Raw genomic sequence first — 14,909 nt, 5'->3', positions numbered from 1 at the left:
AAAAACACTAACACCAAAAAATAAAAAAATGACAAGAACCGAAATTGGTAGATACTTAGGAAAATTTGGTGAAGAATACGAAAAAATCGTCAAATGCCGATTATATTCAAACTTAGATGTAATTTTTGAATGGTGGATTCCGAATACAGAAATGTACCATCATGAAGAGACGAAACTTGAAGATATCGCCATCGAAATACAGGTAGAACTTGCTAAAAACGCGATCGCGCATCCAGATTTCGCGCAACTACCTCCGGATATCCAAGAATTGCTAAATGAAAAAAGTAGATTAACGAGTAATTCTCAATAAATTATACCAATTACCAATTACCCATTATTCTGTTGCACTGATACAGCAGAATGTAATTGCAACAGTTGTTTATCTGCTATTCCCACCGTTTCCAATCCCTTAACGGTTTGCATTAAATATTCAGCACTCGAACCGAGTTCACCTTTGGCTGTAGCAATAGTATTAACGGTGGTTTCAAAAGATATTTTACCCGCGTAATCTGGATGATGGCGGTTGATGATAAATGCGATCGCCATTACTTCGTCGGTACCATCTACTACCTTTACCCATCGGGGAATATACGAACCAATCACCATTTCTCTCCGCCACAATAGCAACAATTCTGACTCCACGTCAGCGGCAGGTATACGATAAACAACACCGCGACAGCTACCCCCACAATCTAACCCCAGCACCAAACCGGGATGCTCCGGAGTTCCCCTACCAACTAGCGCCCGCAAACAAAAGCGGCGATGCCAACCGTAAACAGTTCCTACTCGACGCTCGGTAAATTTAAATATAGGATTCCAGATTAACGAACCGTAAGCGAACAGCCAAACATCCGTATTTGGTTTATGGGATTTTAGCGTAACGCGAATAGATTCTTGCAATTGGCTTTCGCTTAATACTTGCATTGCCAAGCCCGATTGCGAAATCATTTGATGCAACCGGCTAGATTCCAAGTCAGCGCGGGTTAGTGACATACTTTATATTGGGAATTGGGCATTGGGGATTGGGCATGGGGAAGAGTAAAATGTAGGTTGGGTTAGGCGCACGAGCAATATTAAAGCCGATACAAGAAATCTATATGCGCCGTAACCCAACATCGAATATTGCGCTATTTTTTAAAACTCAATTTTCGCTAAACGCTAAACTAAAAAACAATTCATTCCAGCAAAGTCTCTCTCACCAGCAGCATATCTTTTTAAAAAACTTTCACCGCCAATATACTTCCCTTCATTTTCCACAATCATGCCCCTATATAAAATAAAATATTTAATTTTAACTCTAAATTATTGTGGGATGGGCATCCCGGAGCGTCTGATTCTATTTAATAAAAATCAAATTTATACCATTTGTTTATAAAGATGCGCTTAATTCAGCCCACGCAGGTGGGCTTTGTTTGGGTAGCCCCACTCTTCCGTCTTTGAGGGTGATTTAGCGGAGCCTCATACAGAATTGGTATTACTACAATAACTATGAAAAAAGTTCTTAAACAACCATAATTTCATGTTGGGTTACGGCGCAAACATAAATTGTCTATATCGCTTCCAATATCTAAAATGCGCCTAACCCAACCTACAAAAATCTTAACTTCTGTATTCTACCTAAGTAAAAACCGCTATATAAATTGCTTGTATCGCTCCAAATATCCAAAATGCGCCGTTAAGCCCACCTAAAAAACTATGCCCAATGCCCAATCCCCCATGCCCAATTAAGTATTATTTCCTTCATAAAACGCAATAATTAGTTAAGATAAATTTAACCTTGACCTGCGTAAATCAAATCCGTAATCTCATGCAGTTAAATAAAAGTGCGTCCCTGGATTCTCCTCTTTTAAAGCCATTGTTATTAATTTCGCCTTTCTTCTTTTGGGGTACGGCGATGGTGGCGATGAAGGGAGTTATACCACACACTACGCCTTTTTTCTTGGCAGGATTACGAATATTACCGGCGGGGATGTTGATTTTAGTTGCAGCGGCGATTATGGGTAAACCTCAGCCCAAAGGTTGGAAGGCTTGGCTGTGGATTGCTTTGTTTGGATTGGTTGATGGAGCGCTGTTTCAAGGCTTTTTAGCGACAGGTTTAGTTAGAACTGGCGCGGGCTTGGGTTCTGTGATGATTGATTCTCAACCTTTAGCTGTGGCGCTGTTGTGTTCGTGGCTGTTTGCGGAAAGAATCGGTTTATATGGATGGTTGGGGTTAGCTTTAGGAGTTACGGGCATTAGTATCATTGGTTTACCAGATGAACTAATTTTAAGTATTTTCTCTAGTACTACCGATTTTGCATTTACGATTTCTCAATCATTTTTCCAAAGCGGCGAATTCTTAATGTTGCTAGCTGCGTTAAGTATGGCTGTGGGTACGGTAATGATTCGCTTTGTGACTCGTTATGCGGATGCTGTCACCGCTACCGGATGGCACATGATATTGGGTGGTTTACCGTTGTGGGGAATTTCCGCAACTACAGAATCTCAACAAATCCAAAATCTCATTCCCTCGGACTGGGTAGCTTTGGGTTATGCGACTATATTCGGAAGCGCGATCGCCTACGGGATGTTTTTCTACTTTGCTTCTAGTGGAAATCTCACCAGTTTAAGTTCTCTAACCTTCTTAACTCCGATATTTGCTTTAATATTCGGCAACGTATTGTTAAATGAATCTCTGACTTCTTTGCAGTGGGTAGGAGTTGCCATCACTTTAGCGAGCATTTATCTGATCAATCAGCGCGATGCTTTGGATAAGCGCGATCGCGACACTCTACCTCAGATAATTACGCAACCTAATTTAGAATTATCCGAAAAGCTAAATCCTTTAAAAATAAAAGTAAAAGAGTCAGAACCAGATCTCCCATAACTAAGATGTTTTTTTATCAATGTAATTAATGTAGAAACGTTACACTGCAACGTCTTCATCAATTTCGGTATAGATGGAGCAATATTCTACTTCTTCATCTAGTCATTAAACTTTTTTGTCAAGTTAAAAGTTAACATTTAAGTAGATTAAAGTTATTGTTGTCTCGATAACTTTTATACTACTAAATATTGCTGAAATTTGCTGTATGAGGCGATGCCATTACCCTATAGTTATATTTACTTATCTGAGTTGCTTTGGAATTGACATCAATTCGACGGTTGCAGCTAATTTTGAGAAAACACCATTTTTATCAGAAATTGCTCAAGCTAACTCCTCAGATCCCGTTTCACGCTCTAACCTGCGAGTAGGTAGTGCGGGAGAAGATGTAAAGGTGCTGCAAACTCAGTTGAAAAAATTGGGTTATTATGACGGCATCGCAGATGGAGAATTTGGTGCAACTACGCGCAGTTCTCTAGTTAAATTTCAGCGAGAAAAAGGTTTGCTACCGGATGGTATTGCAGGTAGTCGAACCAGAGAAATTTTACAGACAGAAATTACCAAAGCAAGTGGTTTTACTTCTACTCCCACCCCAGAAGCTGTTTCCGAACCAATTGAAGAAAATTCACAAAGTGATTTGATTCGGTTTGGTTTGATAGCTATGGGAATATTAGCGGGTATAGGAATATTGTTCTATATGATTCAATGGCTGAGATATTCCCGGCAATTAAACAATGCTGACACCTACGTGGATGATGATACTGAAGTAGCTCAAGCATTCCCAGATAAACTTGAAAACGTCAACCGAGAAGCATATATAGAAGATACAAATTTGGTTAAACCATCTTTACCTAAACTTAAAGGTGCTGACGAAGAATATTTGCCCAACAATAATTTTGATGATGCATCCACAATTACACCATCTCCAAAATTACTTGCAGCAGAAACTTCCCGTCTTGCTAAAGTCAACGTTGTTGATGAACTGATGGAAGATTTGGAGAGTTCCAACCCCACAAAACGACGTAAAGCGATTTGGGAATTGGGACAAAAAGGAGATTCGCGAGCAATTCAGCCGTTGGTGGAGCAAATGGTTGATAGTGACTCACAGCAACGTAGTTTAATTTTGGCTGCTCTTGCAGAAATTGGTACCCGTACTCTTAAGCCAATGAACCGCGCTTTAGCAGTTTCTCTCCAAGATGAAAGTCCCGACGTGCGAAAAAACGCCATCCGTGACTTAACCCGCGTATACGACATGATGGCTCAAATTAGTCAAATGCTGTCGATCGCAATGGAAGATGAAGATTCGGAAGTGCAGGAAACAGCAAGATACGCCATTTCACAAATGAATCGCATTCGTATCCTACCATCTGAGGGGCCAGAAACTCAAATTCAATATCCGCAAGAGTGGGAAGAAACTGATAGCGAATAATGTTAGGAATTGGGAATTGGGAATTGGTAGTTGGTAATTGCGAATTGTCCCCCCATCCCCTTGTCCCCTTGTCCCCTTGTCCCCCTCACACCCCGCTAGCTTTAAGCGACGGAGAGATTTAATATTTAGTTTGTATTAAGTCTTTAAAATTGCGGATGAAATTACTTTTTGTTTCTACCCCAGTCGGAGCGCTTGGTTCTGGACTTGGTGGTGGTGTGGAATTAAGTTTGTACAATATTGCTCAAGAAATGATGCGTCGGGGACACGATTTACAAATTGTTGCTCCTGCTGGTTCTGCATGGGATAACTTACCCATAGTGCAGATTTCGGGGAATTTACAAATTATTGCCCAAAGCTTAGAACGTGAAGCGGCGATCGCTATGCCAGAAAATTCAGTTTTAGCTAATATGTGGGATTACGTTCGTCAAGTAGAGGACGAATATGACTTAATTGTTAATTTTGCTTACGATTGGTTGCCTTTTTACTTGACACCTTTTTTGAAACGTCCTGTAGCTCATTTTGTCAGCATGGGTTCGCTTGCGGATGCTCTCGATCAAATTATTATCCAAATATCGCAGCAGTTTTCCGGCACAATTGGTTTTTATACTGCCGCACAAGCCGCAACTTTTCCCGAATTAACTCCACCTATATATTATCTGAGCAGCGGTATCGATTTATCTTTGTACCAATTTTGCAGCGAACCCAAACAACAGTTAGCTTGGTTAGGTCGAATTTCTCCAGAAAAAGGTTTAGAAGATGCGTTTGCTGTAGCAGAGAGTACTACCATTCCGCTTAAGGTTATGGGTAAAATTCAAGATGAATCTTACTGGCAGAAAATTCAGCAAGATTATCCAAACGCACCGATTGAATATTTAGGGTTTGTGTCTACTAAAGAAATGCAGCGAGTTCTCCGTGAATGTCGGGCATTAATTATGACACCCCGTTGGGTAGAAGCATTTGGGAATGTAGCAATTGAAGCTTTGGCTTGCGGAGTTCCAGTAATTTCTTATAGTCGTGGTGGTCCTGCATCTATTATTCAAGATGGTGAAACTGGCTTTTTGGTAGAACCAGATAGTATTGACGGATTGATCGTAGCAACAAAGCAATTAGATCGAATAAACCGTCAAACTTGTCGCGATCGAACACAAAAAGAATTCTCCTTAGAAGCATTAGGAGAACGTTTTGAAAAATGGTTTGTGGACATTTTGAATTTTCAACCTTAAAATTCAACTTTAAATTCAACTTTAAATTCAACTTTAAAATTATATTCCATCTCATTTTTACGGATAAACACCTAAAAATCGCGAATTAGGAAACACAATGTCTTCGAATGACAACTTCCCCGTTACCATCCATTACAAATAACCCTTCTTCAATGCAAGTCAAAATTCAACAGTCCAACTTACTTATACCGCAACCGTTGCAACCCGGAGATTTATTGAGAGTAATTGCTCCTAGCGGTGCTTTGCGAGAATTTGAAGCTTTAAAAAGTGGTGTAGAAATTTGGCGATCGCGAGGTTATCGAGTGGAGGTAATTCCGGAAATCGAAGGTAGATGGGGATATTTAGCTGGTAATGACGCAGAACGCCGCAATCATTTAGCTTCAGCATGGCAAGACCCCGAATGTCGCGGTATTCTTTGCGCTAGGGGTGGTTTTGGCACCACGCGGATTTTGGAAGAATGGACGTGGATGCTGCAAGATCGAAAAAACCCCAATGCTCCATGCCCCAAATGGTTAATTGGCTTCTCTGATATTACAGCTTTATTGTGGAGTCTTTACAATGCCGGAATTTGCGGAGTTCATGCACCCGTAATGACGACTTTAGTTGAGGAACCAGCTTGGTCAATCCAAAGATTGTTTGATTTAGTAGAAGGTAACTCCCTCGAACCTTTACAAGGTGAAGGCTGGGGAGGTGGTGTTGTTAGCGGTAGACTACTACCAGCAAACCTGACAGTAGCAACTCATCTATTAGGTACCCCGATGCAGCCAGACCTTGACGGTGTAATTTTAGCCATAGAAGACGTAACAGAAGCACCCTACCGTATAGATAGAATGTTAACTCAATGGCGGATGAGCGGAGCTTTAGCAAAAGTAGCCGGAGTTGCCGTAGGTAGCTTTACTAACTGCGAAGCCCCCCCAAATATACCTAGCTTTAGCGTAGAAGAAGTATTGCGCGATCGCCTTGGCGATTTAGGTATTCCCGTTGTTTCAGGCTTACCCTTCGGACATCAAGCACCCAACGCAGCTTTACCTGTAGGTGTGATCGCAACTTTGGACGCAGATCAAGGAGTTTTGATGAGCAGTGAGCAGTGAACAGTGAGTGTTACCCTGAGCTTGTCGAAGGGCAGTTATCAATTCAAATAAAACATAAATATTAGGACTTACGCATTGACAAAAAATACAAAATATGGATGTGGGGAAAGCCATATCTATCGTAGGGGTTTAGCAGTGCTAAACCCCTACTGCTAAATTCACTGCTCACTGATAACTGTTCTTCCGTAAGCGACAAAAACTAATAGCCGGAATCGCAGCTAAAATTAATGCTGTTAATCCTTGCTTTACTAAATATAAAGTTATATCGCGATGTACTGCTGGAATCAAGTTTTGCAGCAAAGAAACTAATAGCATCGAGATACTAATAAATAAATATGAAATAGACGGGACAAAATTCCACCACCATCCACTTTTTACATATTTACGTAATACCAACCATTGCAATAAACCCAGCCATATCCAAGAAAAAATATAGGCAGCAGTTGATAATATTCCGAAAAAGATCAATGCTTGTGACGATATTTGATTTGATGATGCGGCAATAGATGAAATATAGGCAATCCAGGCTGTGGATACAGTATCGGCGACTAACCAGCCAATTGTGGTGGCAAACATCCACGACCAACCGGAGATATATTTGCTTAAAGGAATGGATTGATCTGCTGCGAAAATTAAGGCAAATAAACTAGTAGCAATTAATTTTGCAATCCGGTACCACAACACTTCATTATCAGCAAAATAAGCGGGTATATTCTCTCGGAGAATCTTTTCTAAAGCAAGACTGGCAATTCCCCCACCAATCCATCCCAAAGCTGTCATAAAAGTAAACAATAAAAAGAATTCTCGCCGTTGGGAACGAGGTACAAGTAAGAATTTTTTCTCTTGAACATTAGCTTCAGATGGACTTTGCGGAATCTTCTTAAATAAAGATGGCATAACAATCAACAATAAAGGTAATTACGCTTTCACAACTTTAAACAGCAAAATTTCTAGAAACTTAAGTATGACTATCACTTATAAGTTATCTATTGTTGCGATCGCACAAATTACAACCTTTATAACTTCAGTACCCTCGAAAGTCCAAGCAGTTACATTTATTTCTCAAAATGCTTTGCAAGGTAATGACCAAGTTGATTGGTCTTTAGGTAAGGTCTTTAATCCACGTTCTCCCAATCCTAATGATTTTCTGTCCAATTCGTTTTCAGTAACATCTGCAAGAAATTTGGGATTACAAGTTGATATTCCCCAAGTAGATGGATTAACACCACCGTTCGTGTTTCAAACTTTACCTCCATCTGAAGGGGTTCCAACTAACTTCGCGAATGGCGATTTTCTTCTATTCACAGGTTTTTTACCCGGTACTTTTCCCGCTCCTGGAAACCCAGGTCTTTTGAGCATTACTTTTGATAGACCCGTCTCAAGTGCTGGTAGTCAAATAGCTGTATATGAAACTCTTAATTTCACTGCGTTCATTTCCGCTTTTGATAAACATAATAATTTATTAGGGACTTTTTCTAATCCCGGTACTTCTTCTTTAGCATTAGATAATTCTGCGGTTTTTCTGGGAATTCAAAGCGATAAAGCTAATATTTCCCGATTAGTTTTTAGTACTTCACAGCCCAATCGTGCATTTGCAATTAATAGGTTGAGTATTGCATCCGTTCCAGAACCAAGTAGTATTTTGGGTTTATTGGGAGTTTTAGGTATGGGTGTGATATTGAAGCAGAACAGAAAATAAGCAGCTAGAATTAATAGTTAAATTTGTTTTATTCCAATTTTTTGGAGCTAAAAAAATGCTTAAAATCTGGGCAATTGTTCGCAATGGCAAAGTTGAGCTACTGGAGGATATTCAATTATCCGAAGGTAGTAAAGTTTTACTGACTTTGATTTCTGATGAAGATGAAGAGCAATTTTGGATTACAGCTAGTGAAAAAGCTTTAAATAAGGTTTGGGATAATCAAGCTTGTTGACATTTATGCCGAATTACTCAAAAAATAGTGTAATTTTAGTGCGCTATCCTTTTTCCGACCTTTCAGCAATAAAAGTACGTCCTGCTGTTGTCGTCAATTCTGACTCTTTTTCCCAAGATTATCTTATCGTTCCCTTTAATAATAGTCTATTTCATTAATTTTGATAGGTAATAATTTTGTAGTGTCCGGGTCTCGCTCCGTGGTATAAATTAGCGAGCAAGATGCATGTCCTTACGGACACGCTGCGCTACCGCACTACAATTCTAAATATTAATAACTATGATTTTCTACAAATGATTTAGGGTTGCTATAAATCAAAAATCCCCACATTCCAAGTGCGGGGATAAAAAATATTATTTAAGTCAAAGCTGAGTTAGAAACTCACCGTAAACTTACTACTTGGACTCGGTAAAGTCAGCATCAATTACGTCATCACCAGTAGGAGCGCTACCTGCATCTCCAGTAGCACCAGCACCAGCCCCAGCATCATCGGGAGCAGCACCAGCACCGGCTTGCTGATAGATATTGCTACCAACTGTAAACAGTGCTTGCTGCAATTCTGGCGTTAATTTTTGAATTTGCTCGTCGTCTTCTTTGGTGACAGCATCTCTCACATCTTTGACTAAACCTTCAATTTTGGTTTTGTCTTCTGCGGGAACTTTATCTCCCAATTCTTGCAACTGCTTTTCTGCTTGATAAGCTAAGGAATCGGCTTGGTTCTTGCGATCGATTTTCTCGCGACGTTCTTTGTCGGTGGAGGAGAATTTGTCGGCTTCTTGAACCATCTTCTCGACTTCGGTTTTATCCAAAGTGGAAGCACCAGTAATGCTGATGGATTGTTCCTTACCAGTACCTTTATCTTTAGCGGTAACGTTCAAAATACCGTTAGCGTCGATGTCGAAGGTAACTTCAATTTGAGGTACTCCACGAGGTGCGGGAGGAATTCCATCAAGACGGAAGGTTCCCAAACTCTTATTATCGTTGGACATTTCACGCTCACCCTGGAGGACGTGAATTTCCACATTGGTTTGACCGTCTACAGCGGTGGAGAATACTTCGGATTTCTTGGTAGGAATGGTGGTGTTGCGAGGAATAATTTTGGTCATTACTCCACCCAGAGTTTCCACACCCAAGGACAACGGACTTACATCTAAGAGTAAGATTCCGGTAACGTCACCAGATAGTACACCAGCTTGGATCGCTGCACCGACTGCTACAACTTCATCGGGGTTAACGGTTTGGTTGGGTTCTTTTCCTAATACGCGCTTAACTACTTCTTGGACTGCGGGAATTCGGGTAGAACCACCAACTAATACGATTTCGTCAATATTTTCTTTGTTTAATTTCGCGTCACGTAATGCGTTTTCTACCGGAATGCGACAACGATCGATTAAATCCGAGCAAATTTCTTCAAATTTAGCGCGAGTCAGGGTTGTATCTAAGTGCTTCGGACCATCCTGAGTTGCGGTAATAAATGGTAAGTTAATTTCCGCTTGAGTAACGCTGGAAAGCTCAATTTTAGCTTTTTCTGCGGCCTCAGTTAAGCGCTGTAAAGCTTGCTTATCTTTACGTAGGTCAATACCTTCTCGCTTTTGGAAATCTCCAGCTAGGTAATCAACGATTTTTTTATCGAAGTCGTCACCACCAAGGTGAGTATCTCCAGAAGTTGAAAGTACTTCAAATACACCGTCACCTACTTCCAAGATAGATACGTCGAAGGTACCACCACCAAGGTCAAATACCAAGATAGTTTCGTTGCTCTTCTTATCCAAACCATAAGCTAAGGAAGCTGCGGTAGGTTCGTTGATAATCCGTAATACTTCAATCCCGGCAATCTTACCAGCATCTTTGGTTGCTTGACGCTGAGAGTCGTTGAAGTATGCGGGAACTGTGATTACCGCTTGAGTGATAGTTTCTCCGGTATACTTACTAGCGTCTTCAACTAGCTTACGCAGAACCTGCGCGGAAATTTCTTCAGGAGCAAACTGTTTACCAGCTTGGGGACAATCAACCTTAACGTTTGCGTTGCTGTCACGAGTAACTTTATAGGAAACTTCCGTTGCTTCGTGAGTGATTTCGTCATACTTACGACCGATGAAGCGCTTAACCGAGTAAAAAGTATTCTCAGGGTTCATTACCCCTTGACGCTTCGCGATTTGTCCTACTAAGCGATCGCCATTTTTAGCGAAAGCTACAACACTAGGAGTTGTACGAAAACCCTCTGCATTAGCAATAACCGTGGGTTTACCACCTTCCATGACTGCTACGCACGAGTTAGTTGTACCTAAGTCAATTCCAACTACTTTTGCCATCTTCTTTTTGGCTCCGTATAACTACAAAAACAATGAATGGGAATATAAAAAAATTAATTTTGAGGTAACTAGCTTAAAAAAGCAGCCAGTCAGACTTCAATAGGAAATGTAAATTGGGCATTATCCTGCTTACACTGTTATATATACTGAGCCTATGCAGCCTCTGAATGAAGGGTGGTTTCCCGAACCCGTAATTGGACGGTTATGCTTCATAAATTTTTTATGGCTTGTAATGGCTCAATCAGTGTTTGCTTTCATAATCACTAATGTATGAGAATTAATACTATGAGTAATTCGGGTGAACCGTAATATTAGAGTGGTGTTTGCCGTCTTTTCGGTTAAAAATAGGATTTTAATCAGGTTATTTCTGATAAATCTGGTTAGAAACTAACTTGAGAAACAGAATTTTTGTTTTTATTTGAAAAAGTTTCAAGGTTCTAAACTGTAAAATATATCTTGAAAATTATAATCCGCAGCGTCGGTGTACCGTAATAATTTTGTTTCTATTAGAATAATGACTATAAAACCGCAAAGACGCGGAGGACGCAGAGTCAAGATAATAGAGGTAGATAAGTAGTTAAGCAAAATAATTTATATAATTACTCGTGAGTTATATAAGCCTTCCCTATTCCCTATTCCCTATTCCCTACTCCCTAGACGAAATGTTTAATTTACTTTGCACGAGTACTTAAGTTGAAAGCTTGTTAGAAATAATATCAGTAAATAAATTTGAAAATTCTGACATTTAATCCTTTTGATATCAAGATATATTTCTTTGGGAAGTAAAACGGATGGTATCTGCTAGCTAGCGTGAGAACAGGTTATTTCGACTCAAGAAATAGCAATATCTCATTCATCTAGATAAAGGACTCAAATTATGTTTCCAATCCCAAATATTACTGGTCTTGGGTACTGGTTAATCGGACAATTACCACTAACACAAGGATATGTTACTCCCGAAGAAGCATCACTAATTTTTTCCGGACCCCAATTTTTAGTTGCTTTGGTATCTGGAATAGTAATGGCGATCGCGTTTCAATTACTCCTAACTAATTTATCAATTGCGATCGGCATCTCCGCGTTGGGAGGTGATTCGGATTCGGATTCTGACGATACTGATACTATCGGTGGAGCGATTAGCAAGGTGGAAGCGAAAGTTGGTATTTGGGCTTTAATTACCGCCACATTGGCTTTATTTATCGCTTCTTTTTTAGCGGTGAAACTGAGTTTCATCGAAAGCACGCTTTTAGGCGCAATTATTGGTGTTGTCATCTGGTCTACGTACTTTTCGCTGATTGCGTGGCTGGGTTCATCGGCTGCTGGCTCCCTAATCGGTTCGCTCTTAAGTACTGCTAGTTCTGGCGTTCAAGGTATTATGGGTACTGCTGCGAGTGCGATCGGAGCCAATGCTGCTAAAAATCAGATGGTTTCTACAGCAGAAGATATCACCGCCGCAGTTCGTCGCGAATTAACTTCTGGCTTTGATGCAGATAGTATTAAAAATACTGTACAAAGTTCTTTAGGGTCTGTAGATTTACCGAAATTAAACGTCAAAGAAATTCGCGAGCAATTTGATAAAGTCCTTAAAGATGGCAATTTACAATTTGGTAATAGCGATTTACTAAAAAGCGTCAACCGCGATACTTTTATTAACTTAATCAGCAGTCGGACAGATTTTTCTAAAGAAGATATTAATCAAGTAGCAGACCAACTCGAAGGAGCTTGGCAAAATGCTGTAGGGGGTCAAAATCCCACGCAGCAAGTAATAGATTTACTTACGAAAGCTACTCCCGATCAATTAAATTCGGAAGATTTAGGTTCGCACTTACAGAAACAACTAGCTGGAGTTGCAGGTAGTGCTGGTAGTGGTTTATTAATGCAGCAAGCGGTTAAGTATGGTTTGGGTGCAGCGGTTCCAGCGTTGATGAGTAAGGTCAATTTATCCGATTTGGATATTGAACAAATTAAACCTCAACTGCAAAAGCTTAAGGAAAAAGCTCCCGACATCGATGTTGATAAAATCGGTCAACAGTTACAAAATCTTAAAGAACAAGCCACTCAGAAAATATCTCAACTATCTTCTAATCCCATCAAAGCAGATATTGAAGACTACATTCTAAATTCTTATCCTTGGCATTTCAACCGTTTAACTCTCAAGGATGAATTCAAAGAAGCCATTTACGATATAAATGCAGACCCCACCAAGATTAAACAACAACTCCAAGAACTCGATCAAGATTACTTAACCAACTTACTCAAACAGCGAGAAGAACTCAGCGAAGCTAGGGTAGAAGAAATAGTCCAACAGATGGAAGAAGTTCGCAGCGAAGTTTTACAAACTGTAGGGGAAGCAGCAGAAAAACAAACATCAACAAACCTCCGCAGTCAAATTGAGAACTATCTCAGTTCTACAGGTAAGGAAGAACTCAACCCCGAAGCGATTAAGCGCGACTTCAGTAAATTACTAGAAGATTCTCAAACCAATTTTGACGAATTGAAGAATCGCTTGCAAGAATTCAACCGCGATGATTTAGCAAAACTACTTTCCCAACGTCAAGATATTAGTCAAGAAGAAGCCGATAATATAGTCGGTCAATTGGAAAGTACCCGCGATAACGTTTTGAATAGCGCTCAAGAACTGCAAGAAAAAGCCAAAAATAAAGCGGACGAATTGCGACAAAAAGTAGAAAACTATCTCGTCAATACCAACAAAGACGAACTCAATCCCGAAGGAATCAAACGTGATTTCAAAGCACTGATAGACGACCCAGAAGTCGGAGCCAAATTATTGCGCGATCGCCTTTCTCAATTTGACCGCGATACGTTAGTTAAGTTACTCGGTCAGCGTGAAGATCTGAACGAGGAGCAAGTAAATCAAAAGATTGACCAGTTATTGTCTGTACGCGATAGCGTCTTACAAGCACCACGTAAAGTTGCAGAACAAACCAAACAACAATACGAAAAAACAGTACAAAGTATTTCCGAGTATTTACGCAACACCGACAAAGAAGAACTCAACCCCGACGGAATCAAACGCGACTTACAAAAATTGCTCGAAGACCCCAAACAAGGAGCTTCAGCGATTAAAGAAAGACTTTCCCACGTAGATAGAGAAACCTTAGTCAAATTGCTTTCCCAACGAGAAGACTTGAGCGAAGAACAAGTTAATCAAGTAATCGACAACGTACAGGATACAATTGGGGATATTGTCAAAGCACCGCGTCGTTTAGCCAAACGTACCAGCGAAAAAGTTGCTAACTTCCAAGCCGACATCGAAGAATATTTGCGTTCTACCGATAAAGAAGAACTCAACCCCGACGGAATCAAACGCGATTTACAGTTATTATTGCAAAATCCCCGCGCAGGAATTGAAAACATAGGCGATCGCGTTTCTCAGTTTGACCGTTCCACATTAGTATCCGCACTTTCGCAAAGAGAAGATATTTCCGAAGAAGAAGCAAACCGAATTGCAGACCAAATCGAATCGACCCGCGACTCAATCGTGCAGCAGTACCAGCAGGTGCAGCAGAAAGTCCAATCAGCGGTTGACGGCAGTTTAGACAAAATTCGCAATTACCTCAACTCCTTAGAGCGTCCAGAGTTAAATTACGAAGGAATCAAACAAGACTTTTCTAAATTATTTGATGACCCGCAAATGGGATTTGAAGCCTTACGCGATCGCTTGTCAGAATTTGACCGAGATAGTTTAATTGCTGTACTAAGTTCCCGTGAAGATATTTCTCAAAAAGACGCTGAGCGCATAGTAGGTCAAATCGAATCAGCCAGAGACAGCGTTTTAGAAAGAGGAGAACGTATCCAGAAAGAAACCCAGAAAAGACTAAAAGCCATCACAAAACAAGCCAAAAAACAAGCTAAAGACGCAAAAACCGCCGCTGCGAGTGCCGCATGGTGGTTATTTGGTGCAGCTTTAACCTCACTTATAGGAAGTGCTGTAGCCGGAGTATTAGCCGTCAGAAGCGTATACTGGTGGTAATCGTTAACTTTTGAATTAAACCCAAAACCCTTGTAGAGACGTTGCAGTGCAACGTCTTTCTATATT

11 protein-coding genes are annotated in these 14,909 nt (G+C 40.4%); 8 read left to right on the top strand and 3 right to left on the bottom strand.

The features are described from left to right. A partial coding sequence (locus VB797_RS14445; RefSeq protein WP_323238380.1) for a hypothetical protein occupies positions 1-310 on the top strand: 310 nt, incomplete at its 5' end. A 17-nt stretch (positions 311-327) separates the two neighbouring features. On the opposite strand, the gene VB797_RS14440 is transcribed toward VB797_RS14445, so the two are convergent. After that, on the bottom strand, positions 328-993 hold the full coding sequence (locus VB797_RS14440) for a gamma-glutamylcyclotransferase (RefSeq protein ID WP_323238379.1): 666 nt from the start codon (positions 991-993) through the stop codon (positions 328-330). An 814-nt stretch (positions 994-1,807) separates the two neighbouring features. Here VB797_RS14440 and VB797_RS14435 point away from each other — a divergent pair. From VB797_RS14435 to VB797_RS14420, 4 genes are all read left to right on the top strand, one after another. Beyond that, positions 1,808-2,866 carry a DMT family transporter gene (locus VB797_RS14435; protein WP_323238378.1) on the top strand — a complete coding sequence of 353 codons (1,059 nt, stop codon included), beginning with the start codon at positions 1,808-1,810 and terminating at the stop codon, positions 2,864-2,866. A gap of 205 nt (positions 2,867-3,071) precedes the next feature. After that, entirely contained in the window at positions 3,072-4,292 is a 1,221-nt protein-coding gene (locus tag VB797_RS14430; RefSeq protein WP_323238377.1) for a peptidoglycan-binding protein, read from the top strand. Between the two features lie 155 nt (positions 4,293-4,447). Next, on the top strand, positions 4,448-5,515 hold the full coding sequence (locus VB797_RS14425; protein ID WP_323238376.1) for a glycosyltransferase family 4 protein: 1,068 nt from the start codon (positions 4,448-4,450) through the stop codon (positions 5,513-5,515). 152 nt (positions 5,516-5,667) lie between these two features. Continuing rightward, positions 5,668-6,606, top strand: coding sequence for an LD-carboxypeptidase (locus tag VB797_RS14420; protein ID WP_323238423.1), 939 nt, complete (start codon positions 5,668-5,670; stop codon positions 6,604-6,606). Between the two features lie 165 nt (positions 6,607-6,771). Here the strand turns inward: VB797_RS14420 and VB797_RS14415 are convergent, their stop codons facing one another. Further along, positions 6,772-7,503, bottom strand: a complete 732-nt coding sequence (locus tag VB797_RS14415; RefSeq protein ID WP_323238375.1) for a hypothetical protein — start codon at positions 7,501-7,503, stop codon at positions 6,772-6,774. A gap of 67 nt (positions 7,504-7,570) precedes the next feature. On the opposite strand from VB797_RS14415, the gene VB797_RS14410 reads away from it, so the two are divergent. Next, a complete protein-coding gene (locus VB797_RS14410; RefSeq protein ID WP_323238374.1) occupies positions 7,571-8,305 on the top strand; it encodes a PEP-CTERM sorting domain-containing protein in 735 nt (244 codons plus the stop codon). 55 nt (positions 8,306-8,360) lie between these two features. Next, positions 8,361-8,537, top strand: coding sequence for a hypothetical protein (locus VB797_RS14405; protein ID WP_323238373.1), 177 nt, complete (start codon positions 8,361-8,363; stop codon positions 8,535-8,537). 395 nt (positions 8,538-8,932) lie between these two features. Here VB797_RS14405 and dnaK read toward each other — a convergent pair whose 3' ends face one another. Further along, complete coding sequence (dnaK, locus tag VB797_RS14400; RefSeq protein ID WP_323238372.1) at positions 8,933-10,849, bottom strand: molecular chaperone DnaK; 1,917 nt, start codon at positions 10,847-10,849, stop codon at positions 8,933-8,935. An 877-nt stretch (positions 10,850-11,726) separates the two neighbouring features. On the opposite strand from dnaK, the gene VB797_RS14395 reads away from it, so the two are divergent. Beyond that, a complete protein-coding gene (locus VB797_RS14395; protein WP_323238371.1) occupies positions 11,727-14,843 on the top strand; it encodes an MFS transporter in 3,117 nt (1,038 codons plus the stop codon). The last annotated feature ends 66 nt before the right edge of the window (positions 14,844-14,909 follow it).

The sequence above is a fragment of the Rivularia sp. UHCC 0363 genome (genome assembly GCF_034931125.1).
Taxonomy (GTDB): Bacteria; Cyanobacteriota; Cyanobacteriia; order Cyanobacteriales; family Nostocaceae; genus Rivularia.
This window is presented reverse-complemented; position numbering and strand designations above follow the sequence as displayed.